Origin of the sequence: Escherichia sp. HH41S (assembly GCF_009820115.1) — a bacterium.
Lineage (GTDB): Bacteria > Pseudomonadota > Gammaproteobacteria > Enterobacterales > Enterobacteriaceae > Escherichia > Escherichia coli_F.
The window spans coordinates 304,304-321,854 of sequence record NZ_VNXE01000119.1; the positions used below are offsets into that span (position 1 = coordinate 304,304).

The 17,551-nt window shown below is 47.9% G+C and carries 20 protein-coding genes and 1 pseudogene; 8 read left to right on the plus strand and 13 right to left on the minus strand.

Annotated elements, in window-relative coordinates; translation table 11 throughout:
- Window positions 1–22 precede the first annotated feature (22 nt).
- From ydfZ to ydfG, 3 genes are all read right to left on the minus strand, one after another.
- The gene (gene ydfZ, locus FQZ95_RS23445; RefSeq protein WP_000214712.1) at window positions 23–226 is read right to left on the minus strand and encodes a putative selenium delivery protein YdfZ; all 204 of its coding nucleotides are present in this window, start codon (window positions 224–226) and stop codon (window positions 23–25) included.
- A gap of 176 nt (window positions 227–402) precedes the next feature.
- On the minus strand, window positions 403–1,089 hold the full coding sequence (gene rspR, locus FQZ95_RS23450; protein ID WP_000215540.1) for a DNA-binding transcriptional regulator rspR: 687 nt from the start codon (window positions 1,087–1,089) through the stop codon (window positions 403–405).
- Between the two features lie 88 nt (window positions 1,090–1,177).
- Window positions 1,178–1,924: a bifunctional NADP-dependent 3-hydroxy acid dehydrogenase/3-hydroxypropionate dehydrogenase YdfG gene (ydfG, locus tag FQZ95_RS23455; RefSeq protein ID WP_000636571.1), complete on the minus strand. Its 747-nt coding sequence runs from the start codon at window positions 1,922–1,924 to the stop codon at window positions 1,178–1,180.
- 136 nt (window positions 1,925–2,060) lie between these two features.
- On the opposite strand from ydfG, the gene dcp reads away from it, so the two are divergent.
- Window positions 2,061–4,106 carry a peptidyl-dipeptidase Dcp gene (gene dcp, locus FQZ95_RS23460; RefSeq protein ID WP_160530752.1) on the plus strand — a complete coding sequence of 682 codons (2,046 nt, stop codon included), beginning with the start codon at window positions 2,061–2,063 and terminating at the stop codon, window positions 4,104–4,106.
- A 44-nt stretch (window positions 4,107–4,150) separates the two neighbouring features.
- On the opposite strand, the gene FQZ95_RS23465 is transcribed toward dcp, so the two are convergent.
- Window positions 4,151–4,669, minus strand: a complete 519-nt coding sequence (locus FQZ95_RS23465; protein ID WP_001024558.1) for a 2-oxo-tetronate isomerase — start codon at window positions 4,667–4,669, stop codon at window positions 4,151–4,153.
- 275 nt (window positions 4,670–4,944) lie between these two features.
- On the opposite strand from FQZ95_RS23465, the gene ydeI reads away from it, so the two are divergent.
- Together ydeI and dgcZ are read left to right on the plus strand one after the other, a co-directional pair.
- On the plus strand, window positions 4,945–5,337 hold the full coding sequence (gene ydeI / locus FQZ95_RS23470) for a YdeI family stress tolerance OB fold protein (RefSeq protein ID WP_160530754.1): 393 nt from the start codon (window positions 4,945–4,947) through the stop codon (window positions 5,335–5,337).
- Between the two features lie 254 nt (window positions 5,338–5,591).
- Window positions 5,592–6,482: a diguanylate cyclase DgcZ gene (dgcZ, locus tag FQZ95_RS23475; RefSeq protein ID WP_160530756.1), complete on the plus strand. Its 891-nt coding sequence runs from the start codon at window positions 5,592–5,594 to the stop codon at window positions 6,480–6,482.
- 114 nt (window positions 6,483–6,596) lie between these two features.
- Here the strand turns inward: dgcZ and FQZ95_RS26615 are convergent.
- From FQZ95_RS26615 to ydeE, 3 genes and pseudogenes are all read right to left on the minus strand, one after another.
- Window positions 6,597–6,702 (minus strand): annotated as a pseudogene (locus FQZ95_RS26615) (hypothetical protein).
- Window positions 6,702–6,797: a protein MgtS gene (gene mgtS / locus FQZ95_RS23480; RefSeq protein ID WP_000901367.1), complete on the minus strand. Its 96-nt coding sequence runs from the start codon at window positions 6,795–6,797 to the stop codon at window positions 6,702–6,704. The pseudogene FQZ95_RS26615 and the gene mgtS overlap by 1 nt, the downstream one beginning before the upstream one ends.
- A 126-nt stretch (window positions 6,798–6,923) precedes the next feature.
- Complete coding sequence (gene ydeE, locus FQZ95_RS23485; protein WP_032184271.1) at window positions 6,924–8,111, minus strand: efflux MFS transporter YdeE; 1,188 nt, start codon at window positions 8,109–8,111, stop codon at window positions 6,924–6,926.
- A gap of 194 nt (window positions 8,112–8,305) precedes the next feature.
- On the opposite strand from ydeE, the gene eamA reads away from it, so the two are divergent.
- Window positions 8,306–9,205, plus strand: a complete 900-nt coding sequence (eamA, locus tag FQZ95_RS23490) for an O-acetylserine/cysteine exporter (protein WP_088541880.1) — start codon at window positions 8,306–8,308, stop codon at window positions 9,203–9,205.
- Between the two features lie 28 nt (window positions 9,206–9,233).
- Here eamA and marB read toward each other — a convergent pair whose 3' ends face one another.
- From marB to marR, 3 genes are read right to left on the minus strand one after another with little or no spacing between them, the layout of a single operon-like run.
- Entirely contained in the window at window positions 9,234–9,452 is a 219-nt protein-coding gene (gene marB, locus FQZ95_RS23495) for a multiple antibiotic resistance protein MarB (RefSeq protein ID WP_000803539.1), read from the minus strand.
- A 31-nt stretch (window positions 9,453–9,483) separates the two neighbouring features.
- A complete protein-coding gene (marA, locus tag FQZ95_RS23500; RefSeq protein ID WP_000091199.1) occupies window positions 9,484–9,867 on the minus strand; it encodes an MDR efflux pump AcrAB transcriptional activator MarA in 384 nt (127 codons plus the stop codon).
- Window positions 9,868–9,887: 20 nt separating this feature from the next.
- Entirely contained in the window at window positions 9,888–10,322 is a 435-nt protein-coding gene (marR, locus tag FQZ95_RS23505) for a multiple antibiotic resistance transcriptional regulator MarR (RefSeq protein ID WP_000843424.1), read from the minus strand.
- 211 nt (window positions 10,323–10,533) lie between these two features.
- Here marR and marC point away from each other — a divergent pair, with 211 nt between their 5' ends.
- Entirely contained in the window at window positions 10,534–11,199 is a 666-nt protein-coding gene (gene marC / locus FQZ95_RS23510) for an NAAT family transporter MarC (RefSeq protein WP_160530758.1), read from the plus strand.
- Window positions 11,200–11,223: 24 nt separating this feature from the next.
- Here the strand turns inward: marC and ydeA are convergent, their stop codons facing one another.
- The 3 genes from ydeA to ptrR all read right to left on the minus strand — a co-directional run bounded on the left by ydeA (window position 11,224) and on the right by ptrR (window position 14,636).
- Complete coding sequence (gene ydeA, locus FQZ95_RS23515; protein ID WP_160530760.1) at window positions 11,224–12,414, minus strand: L-arabinose MFS transporter; 1,191 nt, start codon at window positions 12,412–12,414, stop codon at window positions 11,224–11,226.
- Between the two features lie 147 nt (window positions 12,415–12,561).
- Window positions 12,562–13,677: a putative protein YneK gene (gene yneK, locus FQZ95_RS23520; protein WP_000258549.1), complete on the minus strand. Its 1,116-nt coding sequence runs from the start codon at window positions 13,675–13,677 to the stop codon at window positions 12,562–12,564.
- A gap of 77 nt (window positions 13,678–13,754) precedes the next feature.
- Window positions 13,755–14,636 carry a putrescine utilization regulator PtrR gene (ptrR, locus tag FQZ95_RS23525; RefSeq protein WP_105278480.1) on the minus strand — a complete coding sequence of 294 codons (882 nt, stop codon included), beginning with the start codon at window positions 14,634–14,636 and terminating at the stop codon, window positions 13,755–13,757.
- Between the two features lie 100 nt (window positions 14,637–14,736).
- Between ptrR and sad the strand changes: the two genes are divergently transcribed.
- The 3 genes from sad to FQZ95_RS23540 all read left to right on the plus strand — a co-directional run bounded on the left by sad (window position 14,737) and on the right by FQZ95_RS23540 (window position 17,474).
- Entirely contained in the window at window positions 14,737–16,125 is a 1,389-nt protein-coding gene (gene sad / locus FQZ95_RS23530) for a succinate-semialdehyde dehydrogenase (RefSeq protein WP_160530762.1), read from the plus strand.
- Window positions 16,126–16,188: 63 nt separating this feature from the next.
- Window positions 16,189–17,115 (plus strand): glutaminase B, encoded by a 927-nt coding sequence (gene glsB, locus FQZ95_RS23535; RefSeq protein ID WP_000257402.1) that lies wholly within the window; start codon window positions 16,189–16,191, stop codon window positions 17,113–17,115.
- Window positions 17,115–17,474: a DUF4186 domain-containing protein gene (locus FQZ95_RS23540; RefSeq protein WP_001191039.1), complete on the plus strand. Its 360-nt coding sequence runs from the start codon at window positions 17,115–17,117 to the stop codon at window positions 17,472–17,474. The genes glsB and FQZ95_RS23540 overlap by 1 nt, the downstream gene beginning before the upstream one ends.
- Window positions 17,475–17,551: the final 77 nt, after the last annotated feature.

Genomic DNA, 17,551 nt, shown 5'->3' on the forward strand with positions numbered 1-17,551 from the left:
GCCATCGGCGGCATTCACACGCTTAGTTCATGCCGAGACGAATCAGGTCCAGTGGTGCCAGTTTCTCTTCACAACCTTCAACAACTACGGTTTTTCCGCGGCGGATTTGCTCAGCGGTCAGACCTTCAGTATCAATCGACAGGATCTTGCCAGTGTGACCGGTGCCGCTAACCATAACACGGCTGCCAGTGGTGATTGCGTTACGGTTACGATCGTAGGTCGTCATAGGTGTTTTCTCCTTTCTGATTTACAGTCGAAGCCCACGTAACGGGCGCAATATAAATACTCCTGTCGAGTGAAATATTTTTTGTTTTTGATCAAGCTCACATCTTTTTTGATGCATGCATGAGCCATATGACGGAGGGAAAAACTCTCACCCCGGATGGGATGAGAGGAAATGAATTACTCTTCGCTAAACCAGTCGCTGTTTTCCTGGCGGATCTGGCGCACGGATTCGCTGATTTCCTGCAAATGTTGCGTCATTGCACGTTCTACCGCATCGCCATCACGTTTTTGCAGGGCAGAGAAAATCTCAAGATGCTGGCGTAACAGCATTTCTGGTGGAGAAACGTGGTCGAAACTCATATAGCGCACGCGATCAACGGTCGCTTTCAGGTTCTCAATGGTATCCCACGCCAGTTGACAGTCGGCAATCTGCGTCAGGAGTTGATGGAAGTTGTCATCAAGTTCAAAAAAATCATCCAGTTGCTTGCGCTCAATGGCAATGCGTTGCTGGTGAAGATTTTGTTCCAGTTGGTAGCACTGGCTTTCGGTAATCATGCTCGCCGCCCGACGCGCCACCGCGCACTCAATGGCCTGACGGATAAAACTGCCGTTGTGCACCTGGGCCATGGAAATTTTGTTGACGTAGCTGCCACGCTGCGGACGAATTTGAATCAGGCCGTTTTCCGCCAGTTTAATAAAGGCTTCACGAACCGGCTGGCGTGACACATTGAAACGAACAGAAACTTCTTTTTCCGACAACGGTGTGCCTGGTGCAATCAGGCAATGGACAATGTCGCGGCGAAGAATACGATAAATCTGCTGATTGACAGGCTGTGTGGGATTAAGTTGCGTTTCGACGGTCATTCGTTCTTGCTTGTGAGTGAGTTAACTGCATGAGTCTACCACTTTTTTGTGACAAGCAATAACCCGGCAGTTACGCCGGGTATAAAAATTACTGACGGTGGACATTCAGTCCGGCATAGCTTTGGGTAACCGGCATCATTTCCAGGGTATTGATATTGACGTGAGCAGGTAGCGTTGACACCCACCAGACGGCTTCGCTGACATCTTCTGGCGTCAATGCAACGGTATTTTGATAGGTTTTTTCCGCTTTACCGTCATCACCTTTAAAGCGGACATTGGAAAACTCGGTGCCACCCACCAGTCCCGGTTCGATGTCTGTGACACGTACTGCCGTACCGTGCAGATCTGTGCGTAGATTAAGGCTGAACTGACGAACAAACGCTTTCGTCGCACCATAAACGTTACCACCAGCATACGGCCAGCTGCCTGCCGTGGAGCCAATGTTAATGATATGACCATGATTACGTTCAACCATACCCGGTAAGACGGCCCGCGTCATATATACCAGGCCTTTGTTGTTGGTATCAATCATCGTTTCCCAGTCTTCAACGCTGGCTTTATGCGCAGGCTCCATGCCCAGCGCCAGACCGGCATTGTTTACCAGGATATCAATATTGCACCACTCGGCAGGAAGCGATGCCAGCATCTCTTCAATAGCGGCGCGATTACGAACGTCCAGTTGGGCGATATACAGATTATCACCCAGTTCGTCTTTTAACTCCTGCAACCGCTCCTGGCGACGGCCAGTGGCGATAACTTTATGCCCTTGTTGAATAAAACGACGAGTAATGCATTCACCAAAACCTGCCGTTGCTCCAGTTACTAAAACGATCATCTCACTGTTCCTCAACGCTTTTGTGTGTCAATAACATAGCACGTGATGCTTAAGAGCGGGTAATACTGGTTTGCAAGATTGCACTCCGTTATCAGTAAGCCTACGCTATGGAACACCTCGCGTTCAGGAGAAGAAAATGACAACAATGAATCCTTTCCTTGTGCAAAGCACACTGCCGTATCTGGCTCCCCATTTTGATCAAATTGCCAATCATCACTATCGACCGGCATTTGATGAGGGAATGCAGCAAAAGCGGGCCGAAATTGCCGCCATTGCGCTCAACCCGCAAACACCTGATTTCAACAATACTATTCTGGCACTGGAGCAGAGTGGGGAACTGCTGACCCGCGTCACCAGCGTTTTTTTTGCGATGACTGCGGCGCATACCAATGATGAATTACAGCGTCTTGATGAGCAGTTTTCCGCTGAACTGGCAGAACTGGCTAATGATATCTATCTGAACGGTGAATTATTCGCGCGAGTAGATGCTGTCTGGCAGCGCCGTGAATCCGAGGGGCTTGATAGTGAATCCATTCGCCTGGTGGAGGTTATTCATCAACGTTTTGTCCTTGCCGGAGCCAAACTTGCACAAGCTGATAAAGCAAAATTAAAAGTTCTTAATACAGAAGCTGCGACCCTGACCAGCCAGTTTAACCAGCGGTTACTTGCGGCAAATAAATCCGGCGGTCTGGTTCTGGACGATATTGCGCAACTGGCTGGGATGAGCGAACAGGAGATTGCGCTGGCGGCAGAGGCGGCTCGCGAGAAAGGTCTGGATAACAAATGGCTTATTCCGCTGCTGAATACCACCCAGCAACCGGCGCTTGCTGAACTGCGCGATCGCGCGACGCGTGAAAAACTATTCACTGCGGGCTGGACGCGGGCAGAAAAAAATGACGCTAACGATACCCGTGCCATTATTCAACGGCTTGTGGAGATCCGCGCGCAGCAGGCAAAACTGCTTGGTTTCTCTCATTATGCTGCATGGAAAATCGCCGATCAGATGGCAAAAACGCCAGAAGCAGCACTCAACTTTATGCGGGAAATTGTTCCAGCGGCGCGTCAACGTGCGAGCGATGAATTAGCCTCCATACAGGCGGTTATCGATAAGCAGCAGGGCGGGTTTAGCGCGCAGCCGTGGGACTGGGCATTTTATGCCGAACAGGTACGGCGGGAGAAATTTGATCTTGATGAGGCGCTGCTCAAGCCATATTTTGAATTAAACACGGTGTTGAATGAAGGTGTATTCTGGACCGCGAATCAGCTCTTCGGTATTAAGTTTGTCGAACGTTTTGATATTCCTGTCTACCATCCTGACGTTCGTGTGTGGGAAATTTTTGATCATAATGGCGTGGGGCTGGCGTTATTTTACGGTGATTTCTTCGCCCGTGATTCAAAAAGCGGCGGTGCATGGATGGGCAATTTTGTTGAGCAATCAACGCTGAATGAAACGCATCCGGTAATTTATAACGTCTGCAATTATCAGAAACCCGCTGCCGGTGAACCTGCGTTGTTACTCTGGGATGATGTGATAACCTTATTCCATGAATTTGGTCATACGCTGCACGGCCTTTTTGCCCGCCAGCGTTATGCCACGCTTTCCGGTACCAACACGCCGCGTGATTTTGTCGAATTTCCATCGCAAATCAACGAACACTGGGCAACGTATCCGCAGGTATTCGCTCGCTACGCCCGGCATTATCAGAGCGGGGCAGCAATGCCTGACGAACTGCAACAGAAAATGCGTAATGCCAGCCTGTTCAATAAAGGGTATGAGATGAGCGAACTGCTTAGCGCCGCGTTTCTCGATATGCGCTGGCATTGCCTGGAAGAAAACGAAGCAATGCAGGAGGTAGATGATTTCGAATTGCGGGCGCTGGTGGCGGAAAATATGGATCTTCCTGCTATACCGCCACGCTATCGCAGCAGTTATTTCGCCCATATTTTTGGTGGCGGATATGCCGCAGGTTATTACGCTTATCTGTGGACACAAATGTTGGCCGATGATGGTTACCAGTGGTTTGTTGAGCAGGGCGGATTAACGCGTGAAAATGGGCTGCGTTTTCGCGAGGCGATCCTTTCCAGAGGTAACAGCGAAGATCTGGAACGCCTGTATCGACAATGGCGCGGTAAGGCTCCTCAGATTATGCCGATGCTGCAACATCGTGGCTTGAACGTATAAACACCACCAATGGCTGTCCTGGAGATATCGCCAGGCCAGCCTGGTTATAGCAGTAATTGCAGCAGCTGGGCGAGGGCAAACCTCACCGCTAAAGCTAATACCGTTTCGCAGTCGCCAGCAAAATGCATAACCGCAGTGTAGTTCTGGCCTTTAATATGCCACGCGAACCAGACGGTACCCGCTGGCGTACCATCTTCACCGCCCTCCGGTCCGCCGTAGCCGGTAATGGCAATACTGACATCAGCATCCGCACGCTCTATGGCACCGGTTGCCATTTCTGCTGCCACTTTCTCACTCACCGCAGAATATCGTTCAAGAGATTGCTGGCTTACGCTGAGGATTTTCATCTTTGCCTGATCGGTGAAAGTAACAAATCCTGCACCGTAAAATTTGGGTGTATCTTCAGCTGCACACAGGGCGCTAGCCAACTTACCGCCGGTGCATGATTCGGCGGTAGTTAAGCGTAATTGATCCGCGATAAGTCTTTGACTCAACGCGGATGTCAGGTTTTCAATAGTGTCGGTATCTGCGAGTTGTACAATTTTATCTTTATTAATGTTCACTGTTTTTTGTCCACGCTATTATATGTAAAGGTGATTTGCTTTTTCTGTATGCTCGTCCAATATAATAATTTTCAAACATATAAATCCGATTATTCTGAAAATATGTTTAAGACTCTTCAATCTTCTTAACTTTAGTGAGTTAAATTCTCTGAATATTTGACAGCTAGTTGGCTGATTTTAAATGCCTTATAACAATTGGCAGTATTCTTATTTGGCAATTATAAAAATAGCAACCAGACTTAATAAGTCAAACCATACGCAATTAAGGAGTTAGTATGAAATTTCAGGCCTTTGTATTAGCAAGTTTTCTTGTCATGCCTTATGCGTTGGCAGATGACCAGGGCGGTTTAAAACAGGATGCAGCGCCACCACCGCCTCATGCAATAGAAGATGGCTATCGCGGAACCGATGATGCAAAAAAAATGACCGTTGATTTCGCAAAAACCATGCACGATGGCGCTTCGGTTTCACTACGCGGTAATTTGATTTCTCACAAAGGAGAGGACCGTTACGTTTTTCGCGATAAGAGCGGTGAAATTAATGTTGTTATTCCTGCGGCAGTCTTTGATGGACGAGAAGTTCAGCCGGACCAGATGATCAACATTAGCGGCAGTCTGGATAAGAAAAGCGCGCCGGCCGTCGTTCGGGTCACTCATTTGCAGAAATAAAAATAAATTAGCCTGATGGCCTGAACTACTGGGCCATTAGGGTATTGGGTTATGCTATTTGTCATCCTTTTAATTGCGATAATGCAGAGTTACTTTATAGAATTAAACACTTTTTTATCTGCTGATTTTGTTTTAAATCACAATGTTATCTCAGAGATGGCTCATAACTTCGGATTTCTATGAAAATATTGACGTAATTTTGCTTTTCTCTCGTTAGAATAGCGCGCACAAGGAACTGTGAAAAAGGAGTGGCAATGATCAAGAAGACAACGGAAATTGATGCCATCTTGTTAAATCTCAATAAGGCTATCGATGCCCACTACCAGTGGCTGGTAAGTATGTTTCACAGCGTGGTCGCGAGAGATGCCAGTAAGCCAGAAATAACGGATAACCATTCGTATGGACTGTGCCAGTTTGGTCGGTGGGTTGATCATCTGGGGCCACTCGATAACGATGAATTACCTTACGTTCGGCTAATGGATTCTGCCCATCAACATATGCATAACTGTGGTCGGGAATTAATGCTGGCTATTGTTGAAAATCACTGGCAGGACGCGCATTTCGACGCTTTTCAGGAAGGGTTGCTTTCTTTTACTGCGGCATTAACCGATTACAAAATTTATTTGCTGACGATCCGTAGCAATATGGATGTTTTGACGGGTTTGCCGGGTCGTCGGGTTCTTGATGAATCCTTTGATCATCAGTTACGCAACGCTGAACCTCTGAATCTTTATTTAATGTTGTTGGATATTGACCGATTTAAATTGGTTAATGATACCTACGGGCATTTAATCGGCGATGTAGTATTACGCACCCTGGCAACTTACTTAGCCAGTTGGACGCGCGATTACGAAACGGTTTATCGCTACGGTGGCGAAGAATTTATCATTATTGTCAAAGCGGCTAATGATGAAGAAGCATGTCGTGCAGGTATCAGAATTTGCCAGTTAGTCGATAACCATGCCATCACACATTCTGAAGGGCATATCAACATTACCGTGACTGCAGGTGTGAGTCGCGCATTTCCTGAAGAGCCTCTGGATGTGGTCATTGGAAGAGCGGACCGGGCAATGTATGAGGGTAAGCAAACCGGAAGAAATCGCTGCATGTTTATTGACGAACAAAATGTGATTAACCGAGTTTAAGCTCCGTTTAACATTCATTGAGAAAACTGATGCTACTGTGTCAACGATCCGTTATCAGTGCAGGAAAATGCCTGTTAGCGTAAAAGCAAAACACAAATCTATCCATGCAAGCATTCACCGCCGGTTTACTGGCGGTTTTTTTTTCGCTGTCATAAAAATCAGGCCCCTTGTACATAGTTGTAACAAGGGGCCGGTTAGGTGAGGGATTATCTCCGTTCATTAGTCATCCCATTTGTGGCTGAAATACGCGGCCAGAAAACCAGAAAATAAAATTATTCCCAGTACGGCCATAAAAACATTCATATTACCCAGCATTATTTGCCTCCGTTTATGGTGTGGTGTGTTTCCTCGCTTACCTTAATTTTCATCTCAATGAGAAAGATATTAGCAGAGGTAACCTAAACGAAGGCTGAATTAAATTTTTATTGTGTTCGACTTAAATCAACAAAGCGCGGGCTGCCCCCACGGTCTTGCACGAATCCCTTTTAACATCAGCACCCACGCAGCAATGATCACCAACGCTAAGATGATAAACAGCGAGGAAGGCGGCAGGCTGGTTAGCACTACGCCACTCACTAATGGGTTAATCGCCGCACCAAGCCAGCCTAAAGACTGAGCGGAAAAATAGCTGGCTTTCATTCCTGCCGGCGCAATATGGTCAATCAACATATACTCGCCCGGCGCATAAATGATTTCACCGACAGTAAATACCGCAGCTGACATACCCCACAATAGTAGGCTGTTGCCGGAAAAAATAAAACCAACCAGACCGATGACGAAACAGAGGGTGCCTGCTGTCATCAGCGCGCGGATGTTAGCCGGGTTAAGGCGGCGGCCCACGGAATATTGCAACGTAACTACCATGGCAGCATTAACCGGAAGAACAACCGCGACTACCTTTTCGGCAAAATCCCCATCAGCAATCACCATCACATATTGTGAAATGCATGAAGCAAATGCGCCGCTAACAAAAGAAGCCAGAAAACCAGAGCAGGTAAACCACAACAGTGCTTTATCTTGTAATAAAACTTTCGGCGACCAGACACTGCCTGTTTCCGTGGCGATGATTTTCTCGCTGCGCTTTACCCAAATTTGAATGAAAAGCATGGGAAACGCGGAACAGATAGCAGCCAGCCAAAAAGGTAGATTGATGCTCTGCATGACCAACAGCGTGCCGAGCGGCGGACCGATGGTCCAGCCAATGTTTAACATGGTGTAGTTGATTGAGAAAATCTTCGTTTTGCTGGTGGACGAAAGATTGTCGGCAAACCAGGCTTTCAGCACGGTAGCAAAAACGGAGTAGGCGCAGTTAATAAGGGCAAAAAAGAGCACCACTAGCGTCACGTTATTCACTAAAGGAATGGCAATAAAACCGCTAGCGAAGGCGGTAATTGACAGTAACATATAGCGTTTCTTGTCGAACTTATCCGCCAGGATACCAAAACCGAGGCTAAAAACGACGCCAATAGTGAGCGCAATTGTCATCGCATAACCGATTAGATCGACACTCAGGCTGTACTGGCGACTCAAGTAAATGGTCATAAATGGCAGCGTAGCGCCGCGTCCGATGGTTAATAACAACGACGAGGCAAGAAGGGCGCTGGTAGAGCGTCGTAGGGATAAGTTCATTTGTCTGTCCGGCAGTGCGTTTCGTTATGTTTTGTTTTAGAGATGTAAAGAAATAGCATGGCAAAAATCCGAAGTATAGCGACTTATTTGCGCATTAATGCCGTCGTAACCGGCGACTAACGAATCAACTGTTAAAGAAAAGTAAATTCAGCTAAGTTGATTGCTTACAAAAGATGAAATTCAGAGGCGGTAGAATGTCGCGAAAAGATGGGGTGTTGGCGCTACTGGTAGTGGTCGTATGGGGGCTAAATTTTGTGGTCATCAAAGTGGGGCTTCATAACATGCCACCGCTGATGCTGGCCGGTTTGCGCTTTATGCTGGTCGCTTTTCCGGCCATCTTTTTTGTCGCACGACCGAAAGTACCACTGAATTTGCTGCTGGGGTATGGATTAACCATCAGTTTTGCGCAGTTTGCCTTTCTGTTCTGTGCCATTAACTTTGGTATGCCAGCTGGGCTGGCCTCGCTTGTGTTACAGGCACAGGCGTTTTTTACTATTGTGCTCGGTGCGTTTACTTTTGGCGAACGGCTGCACGGTAAGCAACTGGCGGGGATCGCGTTAGCGATTTTTGGCGTACTGGTGTTAATCGAAGATAGTTTTAACGGTCAGCATGTAGCGATGCTCGGCTTTATGTTGACCCTGGCGGCAGCATTTAGTTGGGCGTGCGGCAATATCTTCAATAAAAAGATCATGTCGCACGCAACGCGTCCGGCAGTGATGTCGCTGGTCATCTGGAGCGCATTAATCCCGATCATTCCTTTCTTTGTTGCCTCGCTGATTCTCGATGGTTCCGCAACCATGATTCACAGTCTGGTTACTATCGATATGACCACCATCTTGTCTCTGATGTATCTGGCATTTGTGGCGACAATCGTTGGTTATGGGATCTGGGGGACGTTACTGGGACGCTATGAAACCTGGCGGGTTGCACCGCTATCGTTACTGGTGCCTGTAGTTGGACTGGCAAGTGCGGCACTATTGCTGGATGAACGCTTAACGGGTCTGCAATTTTTCGGTGCGGTGCTCATTATGACCGGGCTGTATATCAATGTGTTTGGTATGCGGTGGCGTAAAGCGGTGAAAGTGAGAGGCTAAAAAGCCCCGAAGTCGGGGCCAGAATAAACTATATAGCGTGTTGATTATAATAGGGCACGCCAAGCGCATCCGATTTATCACTGCCTGTGCTCATGTGGTTAAAATCAAATGGTGATTGTTCCGGTGATGGGGGAACAACCACCACATTGCCACAGGAAGTAACAACCGGCTGCGTGGTTTGTTCCGCAAAGCTCTGCGCAGAGAAGAGAATAAGCGCGGTTACCATTGCGGATAAAAGTGGTTTCATGATTGCCTCAGTGACGTTGTCACGTTATCAACTAGCTGTTGTAATGATTTAATGGATGTAAAAAGCGCGATTCGCCCTGCATATTGGTCATCCGGTATTTATGTGGCGGAACATCAAAGTAATTTTTGAAGGTTCGGGTCAGAGTTTGTTGCGACTCGAAGCCATATCGTTCTGCCAGATAGAGTATCGGCTCGTTACTTTCCTTCAGCTTTTGCGCGATTTCCGTCATCTTACGGCTGCGGATGTATTGGCCTAGTGAATGACCGGTTTCTTTTTTAAACATCCGTTGCAGGTGCCATTTGGAGTAACCCGAACGCTCTGACACTTTCTCCAGTGACAGTGGCGATTCCAGGTTATCCTCGATCCAGTCCAAAATGCTATGAATGGTAATAGCGTCAGTATTGCGTCTGGACATCGTCATACCTCTTTTTTTGTTTACGGCAGGACTTTCTTAAGCAAATGCTCAAGTGTTGCCACTTCGTCCGCCGTCAGGTTTTTTGTTAATTCTTGATGCAGGTCCTGGCCAACTAATTGATGGCATTGTTCACATATTGCCGCGCCGCTGGTGGTAAGTTTTACCAGTACGCCGCGCTTATCATTCGGGTTCGGCAACCTTTCCACCCAGCCTTTACAAACCAGGCGATCCAGCATACGGGTCAGCGCTCCCAGGTCGACCGACAACACTTTTTTCAGTTCAACCGGAGTAATACACGACGCGCAGCGGATAGAGCAGAGCACCTTAAACTGTGCCGCGGTAATATCCAGCGGAGACAGATACTCGTTAAGCAGGCGATCTTTCTTCTGATTAACCATATGGATTAAGCGACCCAATGGAATAATTTCATTGAACAGATCGCTGGTACTTTTCACATTAGTTGCCCTGGCAAGTAATTAGTTGCAGGGGATAATATTGCCCAGGCAAGTATAAGTCAAATGAATGAATTGACCGATGCCACGTTTTGCTAAATCGGTTCAAGTTTTGGTCAATGCGATTCAAGGCTAGCTAAAGAGTGACACTTTATCGTTGTTTACCCCTTATACTTTTCGCTGATAACCCAGATACACAGGATAACAACCACTAATGTTAGATTTGTTTAAAGCAATAGGCCTGGGGCTGGTGCTGTTACTGCCGTTAGCTAACCCATTAACAACTGTCGCGTTATTTCTTGGTCTGGCAGGCAACATGAACAGTGCCGAACGTAATCGTCAGTCGTTGATGGCCTCGGTGTACGTCTTTGCCATCATGATGGTGGCGTATTACGCCGGGCAACTGGTGATGGATACATTTGGCATTTCGATTCCCGGTCTGCGAATTGCAGGCGGCTTAATCGTCGCGTTTATCGGTTTTCGGATGCTCTTTCCGCAACAGAAAGCGATTGATTCACCGGAAGCGAAAAGCAAGTCGGAAGAGCTGGAAGATGAACCCAGCGCCAATATTGCCTTTGTACCTCTGGCAATGCCTAGTACCGCCGGTCCGGGAACCATTGCGATGATTATTAGCTCGGCGTCCACTGTGCGTCAGAGTTCAACCTTCGCTGATTGGGTACTGATGGCTGCGCCGCCGCTGATCTTTTTCCTGGTGGCGGTTATTTTGTGGGGAAGTCTACGCAGCTCTGGCGCAATTATGCGGCTGGTGGGCAAGGGGGGAATTGAAGCGATCTCCCGTCTGATGGGATTCCTGCTGGTATGTATGGGTGTGCAGTTTATTATTAACGGCATCCTGGAAATCATTAAAACGTATCATTAAAAAAGGCCCGAATGGGCCTTTCAACTATTGCGTCTGTTCTTCGAGTGTCACTGGCCAGCGGCGAAAAATGATGATTGACCATATTAACGCGGCAAAAGCAGGCACCGCGCCCACATAACCAATCATCGACATTGACCAGTGCAGACTGACCTGATTACCTACCAACGCGCCAGCGCCGATTCCAATATTAAATATTCCCGAGAATAGCGCCATCGCGACGTCGGTGGCATCTGGTGCCAGCGCTAGCACTTTAACCTGCATACCAAGCCCGATGATCATCATCGCGATCCCCCAGAAAATACTCAGCACCCCGAGGTGTATTTCACTGTTCGCCGCAGGTAGCAGCAGTGCGAGGCACACCAGCAACAACGCAATCGCCGTACTCACCAACGCAGACGCATACTGATTACCCAGTTTACCGAAAATCACGCTGCCAATAATGCCCGCACCACCGAGTAATAACAGTAATGCCGTGGCAAAGTTAGCGCTGAATCCCGCAATGTTTTGCACAAAAGGCTCGATATAGCTGTATGCCGTGTAATGGGCGGTGACAACCACCACAGTTAACAAATAAATGCTCATTAATGCCGGGCGGCGGAACAATAGCGGAAGGCTTTTCAACGACCCTGAATGCTCGCTGGGGAGTAAGGGAAGTAACTTAATCAGGCACAGAAGGGTGATAAATGCCCCGATACCGATCGCGAAGAAGGTCATACGCCAACCGAAATACTGCCCCACAATACGCCCGAGAGGTAAACCTAATACCATCGCCAGAGCTGTACCGGTGGCAATTAAACTCAATGCCTGTGCTCGCTTTCCGGCCGGAGCCATACGGATCGCCAGAGACGCCGTAATCGACCAGAAAATCGCATGTGCAAAAGCTACACCAATGCGACTGATCACCAGAACGGTAAAGCTCCACGACAAAAAAGACAGTACATGGCTGGCAATAAACACCACAAACAGGCAGATCAGTAAGTTACGGCGTTCAACCTGGCTTGTCATTAGCATAAAAGGCAATGACATTAGCGCCACTACCCATGCATAAATGGTTAACATGATACCGACTTGAGCGGTTTGCATGTGAAAACTTTGTGCGATGTCAGAAAGCAGGCCAACAGGGACAAATTCGGTAGTATTGAAGATGAAAGCGGCGACTGCCAGCGTAACGACCCGTAGCCACGCCACTTTGCGGGAAACAGTGTTTGTTGTCATAACAGATTATCGGGTGAGTTGCGAAAAGTAATGAAATGATCTTAAAACGGTTAATGATGTGAATACAATGCATTTGTGATCTGGATCGCATTTCCATCTCTCTGACGGTTGTTCTGTCACGCGTCAGAGAGTTGTTAACATCACATTTTAATGACGATCAGGAAGGTCTGGCGTTTTGGTGGCTGATGGTAAAGGTGGCCTCACAGGGGAACGAGGCCTGTTGTCCAGTAGTTCTTCGTTACTAATTTTGGGCGGAATTTCATTTTTTACAAAAAGTTTTAAAATCTTGCGTGCCATACGATGGATACTTTTATCTTCACTTAATAATGCCGGTATCAACACATCATTCAGGTCATTTTCATTAGGTTTCATAAAAATTTGAAAGTGCAATAACATATTTGTAAAAAATAAGAATAGACTCTGAAAGTGAGGTATTTCTTTGTTTGATAAAAGCGATAAAAAGCAGATACAAACTTCAGGTAGTACTTGTTTGTTAGAACCTAATGAATCCATGAGGTTTTGTAATAACTCCTCTTTTAATGGGCTATCCTTTATGTCGTAGATGGCGGTGATTAAGTTTGGGTTTTTATTCGCGAACCACCTGTGGACCTGCGGCTTATTCCATAGTCGGGGGAGTATGACAAAATTACCACGAGAGATAAAGTTCAGTACGAATAAATCAAACTGACGTAAGTAATCTGCAGCGGTATGATGCTCAGGAGGAAGAGGTTCAATATGTGGAGTATGAGACCTTTTGATGGGGACGCCGGGGCTGATCATTGGAAATTGTTCAATAAAGTCATTAAGAAACAGAAAGAGCACACGCTCGACGCCGGTCTGAAAGGCCCGACCCATAGTGACAGGCTTTGGGTCGGGAGCACAATAAATATTAATTTCCCCATCGTGGCGAAAATTATCTAAATAAATAGGGCTTAAATTTATTACTACCTGAAATTCAATGTTTTCTTTATGTCTTCCATTCTTAACAGGGTAAGTGAGTTTAAATTGAACCTTTTCATTGTATAGCGTGTCGTTATCTCGGAAAGTTGTCCTCTGTATATAAGATAGGTTATCAAGATTATTGAATATCTTTTTGGTGTTTGAATTGATGTTTAAAGACGTACGCCACTCCTCATCACATATTATAATGCTGAGCGCATCAATAAAATCCTTCAAAACTTCTTTTACCTGAGGTGCAATATTGCGAACGGGAAAATCATCAGGAAGTGAGATGAAATTGCTGATGCTTACTGGCGTAACCATATTTGCCCCATATAGTCATAAGTCATCGGAACATCACTATATAGAGCATATGAGCTGCAAGAACTATCAAAAATAGCTCATTGGGAAGACTGTTTTGCTGAGTCAGGCACATCGAGCAGTTGAATAAACGCTTCAAGAGGACGCGTTTTCGCACCGCGACGCCAGACCAGCCAGGTTGTTAACCAACGCCATTGCTCAGCCAACGGCCACGCTTCAACCTGGTGATGCCCCGGCATACTTTCCAGCATTGAGCGTGGGATAAGTGCAATGCCCGCACCCGCAACCACACAGGCTAACATACCGTGATACGACTCCATTTCATGGATGGTCCCCGGCGCTGCACCGTCGGCATGAAACCAGCTTTCAAAGTGGCGACGATATGAACAATTGGCACGGAATGCATAAATGTTACAGCCATTAACCTGACTGGCGCGGGTTACTGGTGCATGTCCTTGCGGCGTGACAATCATCAACTCCTCGCGGTAGACCGGTATTCCGTCAATGGCAGTATGGTTAATGGGCCCATCAATAAATGCCGCATTCAGTTTTCCCTCCAGCACCCCTTCCAGCATGGTGCCGGAAGGACCGGTGGAAAGCGAAAACTGAATTTTGGGATAACGACGGTTAAACTCCGCCAGCGTGGGCGGAATGCGCACTGCTGCGGTGCTTTCCAGCGAACCAAGAGAAAATAAACCTTGCGGCTCATCGCCAGCGACAACATTCCGCGCTTCATCCACTAACGCGAGAATGTGTTGGCTATAGCGTAAAAAGTTATGCCCGGCAGGCGAGAGACGTAAACGCTGATTCTCGCGAATAAACAGATCAACCCCCAGTTCTGTTTCCAGCTGGCGTAGACGGGTAGTGAGATTCGACGGCACGCGATGCACTTTTGCTGCAGCCTGGGTAATGCTGCCAGCTTCGGCAACCGCGTTGAACATCTCCAGTTGGGTCAGATCCATGGCATTCTCAATTCGTGAATAAGTGGCTTAATATTATTCATTTTCAAGCAAGAGTAAATCTGCGTATCTTTTTACCATAACCCATAAAGGAGATACCCCGATGACCATTACTCCGGCAACCCATGCAATTTCGATAAATCCTGCCACTGGTGAACAACTTTCTGTGCTGCCGTGGGCTGGCGCTGACGATATAGAAAACGCACTTCAGCTGGCGGCAGCAGGCTTTCGCGACTGGCGCGAGACAAATATAGATTATCGTGCTGAAAAACTGCGTGATATCGGTAAGGCTCTGCGCGCCCGTAGCGAAGAAATGGCGCAAATGATCACCCGTGAAATGGGCAAACCGATCAACCAGGCGCGTGCTGAAGTGGCGAAATCGGCGAATTTGTGTGACTGGTATGCAGAACATGGTCCAGCAATGCTGAAAGCAGAATCTACGCTGGTGGAAAATCAGCAGGCGGTTATTGAGTATCGACCGTTGGGGACGATTCTGGCGATTATGCCGTGGAATTTTCCGTTATGGCAGGTGATGCGTGGCGCGGTGCCTATCATTCTTGCAGGTAACGGTTACTTACTTAAGCATGCGCCGAATGTGATGGGCTGTGCACAGCTCATTGCCCAGGTGTTTAAAGATGCCGGTATCCCACAAGGCGTATATGGATGGCTGAATGCCGACAATGACGGTGTCAGTCAGATGATTAAAGACTCGCGCATTGCTGCTGTCACAGTGACCGGAAGTGTTCGTGCGGGAGCAGCTATTGGCGCACAGGCTGGAGCGGCACTGAAAAAATGTGTACTGGAACTGGGCGGTTCGGATCCGTTTATTGTGCTTAACGATGCCGATCTGGAACTTGCGGTGAAAGCGGCGGTAGCCGGACGTTATCAGAATACCGGACAGGTTTGTGCGGCGGCAAAACGCTTTATCATCGAAGAGGGAATTGCTTCGGCATTTACCGAACGTTTTGTGGCAGCTGCGGCAGCCTTGAAAATGGGCGATCCACGTGATGAAGAGAACGATCTCGGACCCATGGCTCGCTTTGATTTGCGTGATGAGCTACATCATCAGGTAGAAAAAACTCTGGCTCAAGGTGCACGTTTGTTACTGGGCGGGGAAAAGCTGGCTGGGGCAGGTAACTACTATCCGCCAACGGTTCTGTCGAATGTCACACCAGAAATGACTGCGTTTCGGGAAGAGATGTTTGGCCCCGTTGCGGCAATCACTATTGCAAAGGATGCAGAACATGCGTTGGAACTGGCTAATGATAGCGAGTTCGGCCTTTCAGCGACCATTTTCACCACCGACGAAACACAGGCCAGACAGATGGCGGCACGTCTGGAATGCGGTGGGGTGTTTATCAATGGTTACTGTGCCAGCGACGCGCGAGTCGCCTTTGGTGGCGTGAAGAAGAGTGGCTTTGGTCGTGAGCTTTCCCATTTCGGCTTACACGAATTCTGTAATATCCAGACGGTGTGGAAAGACCGGATCTGACGCTACATATTCAGCTCTGATATACTCGCAGGTCTTTTCAGACCTGCGGTCCAGGAGTAGAAAGTGGCAGTCGCCATGGATAATGCAATTTTAGAAAACATCTTGCGGCAAGTGCGGCCGCTCATTGGTCAGGGTAAAGTCGCGGATTATATTCCGGCGCTGGCGACGGTTGATGGTTCCCGGCTGGGCATTGCTATCTGTACCGTTGACGGACAGCTTTTTCAGGCCGGAGACGCACAAGAACGTTTTTCCATTCAGTCTATTTCCAAAGTGCTGAGTCTCGTTGTCGCCATGCGTCATTACTCCGAAGAGGAAATCTGGCAACGCGTCGGCAAAGATCCGTCTGGATCACCGTTCAATTCTTTAGTGCAACTGGAAATGGAGCAGGGTATTCCGCGTAATCCGTTTATTAATGCCGGTGCGCTGGTGGTCTGCGATATGTTGCAAGGGCGATTAAGCGCTCCTCGGCAACGTATGCTGGAAGTCGTGCGCGGCTTAAGCGGTGTGTCTGATATTTCCTACGATACGGTGGTAGCGCGTTCCGAATTTGAACACTCCGCGCGAAATGCGGCTATCGCCTGGCTGATGAAGTCGTTTGGCAATTTCCATCATGACGTGACAACCGTTCTGCAAAACTACTTTCATTACTGCGCTCTGAAAATGAGCTGTATAGAGCTGGCCCGGACGTTTGTCTTTCTGGCTAATCAGGGGAAAGCTATTCATATTGATGAACCTGTGGTGACGCCAATGCAGGCGCGGCAAATTAACGCACTGATGGCGACCAGTGGTATGTACCAGAACGCGGGGGAGTTTGCCTGGCGGGTGGGACTACCAGCGAAATCTGGCGTCGGCGGCGGTATTGTGGCGATTGTTCCGCATGAAATGGCCATCGCTGTCTGGAGTCCGGAACTGGATGATGCCGGTAACTCGCTTGCGGGCATTGCTGTCCTTGAACAATTGACGAAACAATTAGGGCGTTCGGTTTATTAATGCAGTCTCTCGATCCACTCTTCGCGCGTTTATCCCGTTCAAAATTTCGCTCTCGCTTTCGTTTGGGTGTGAAAGAGCGTCAGTATTGTCTGGAGAAAGGCGCGCCAGTCATCGAACAACATGCGGCGGATTTTGTCTCTAAACGTCTTGCTCCGGCATTACCGGCTAACGACGGTAAGCAAACCCCCATGCGCGGGCATCCGGTGTTTATCGCTCAGCACGCCACTGCAACCTGTTGTCGCGGTTGTCTGGCTAAGTGGCATAACATTCCGCAGGGTGTTTCGTTAAGCGGGGAACAACAACGTTATATCGTGTCGGTAATCTATCACTGGTTGGTTATACAGATGAATCAGCCATGATAATTGCGGAAAACGATAAAATAGCATTCCCAGGATATCTTTATTTGCCGCCGCTGTCAGCGAACATGCTATCCTTT

Bases quoted from the DNA above. Each gene is read 5' to 3' on its own strand.
- mgtS (WP_000901367.1), bottom strand. From the start codon at position 6,797: ATGCTGGGTAATATGAATGTTTTTATGGCCGTACTGGGAATAATTTTA.
- marA (WP_000091199.1), bottom strand. From the start codon at position 9,867: ATGTCCAGACGCAATACTGACGCTATTACCATTCATAGCATTTTGGAC.
- yneK (WP_000258549.1), bottom strand. From the start codon at position 13,677: ATGGTTACGCCAGTAAGCATCAGCAATTTCATCTCACTTCCTGATGAT.
- sad (WP_160530762.1), top strand. From the start codon at position 14,737: ATGACCATTACTCCGGCAACCCATGCAATTTCGATAAATCCTGCCACT.
- rspR (WP_000215540.1), bottom strand. From the start codon at position 1,089: ATGACCGTCGAAACGCAACTTAATCCCACACAGCCTGTCAATCAGCAG.
- marC (WP_160530758.1), top strand. From the start codon at position 10,534: ATGTTAGATTTGTTTAAAGCAATAGGCCTGGGGCTGGTGCTGTTACTG.
- dcp (WP_160530752.1), top strand. From the start codon at position 2,061: ATGACAACAATGAATCCTTTCCTTGTGCAAAGCACACTGCCGTATCTG.
- ydeI (WP_160530754.1), top strand. From the start codon at position 4,945: ATGAAATTTCAGGCCTTTGTATTAGCAAGTTTTCTTGTCATGCCTTAT.
- ydeE (WP_032184271.1), bottom strand. From the start codon at position 8,111: ATGAACTTATCCCTACGACGCTCTACCAGCGCCCTTCTTGCCTCGTCG.
- ydeA (WP_160530760.1), bottom strand. From the start codon at position 12,414: ATGACAACAAACACTGTTTCCCGCAAAGTGGCGTGGCTACGGGTCGTT.
- eamA (WP_088541880.1), top strand. From the start codon at position 8,306: ATGTCGCGAAAAGATGGGGTGTTGGCGCTACTGGTAGTGGTCGTATGG.
- ydfZ (WP_000214712.1), bottom strand. From the start codon at position 226: ATGACGACCTACGATCGTAACCGTAACGCAATCACCACTGGCAGCCGT.
- ptrR (WP_105278480.1), bottom strand. From the start codon at position 14,636: ATGGATCTGACCCAACTGGAGATGTTCAACGCGGTTGCCGAAGCTGGC.
- ydfG (WP_000636571.1), bottom strand. From the start codon at position 1,924: ATGATCGTTTTAGTAACTGGAGCAACGGCAGGTTTTGGTGAATGCATT.
- FQZ95_RS23540 (WP_001191039.1), top strand. From the start codon at position 17,115: ATGCAGTCTCTCGATCCACTCTTCGCGCGTTTATCCCGTTCAAAATTT.
- marB (WP_000803539.1), bottom strand. From the start codon at position 9,452: ATGAAACCACTTTTATCCGCAATGGTAACCGCGCTTATTCTCTTCTCT.
- dgcZ (WP_160530756.1), top strand. From the start codon at position 5,592: ATGATCAAGAAGACAACGGAAATTGATGCCATCTTGTTAAATCTCAAT.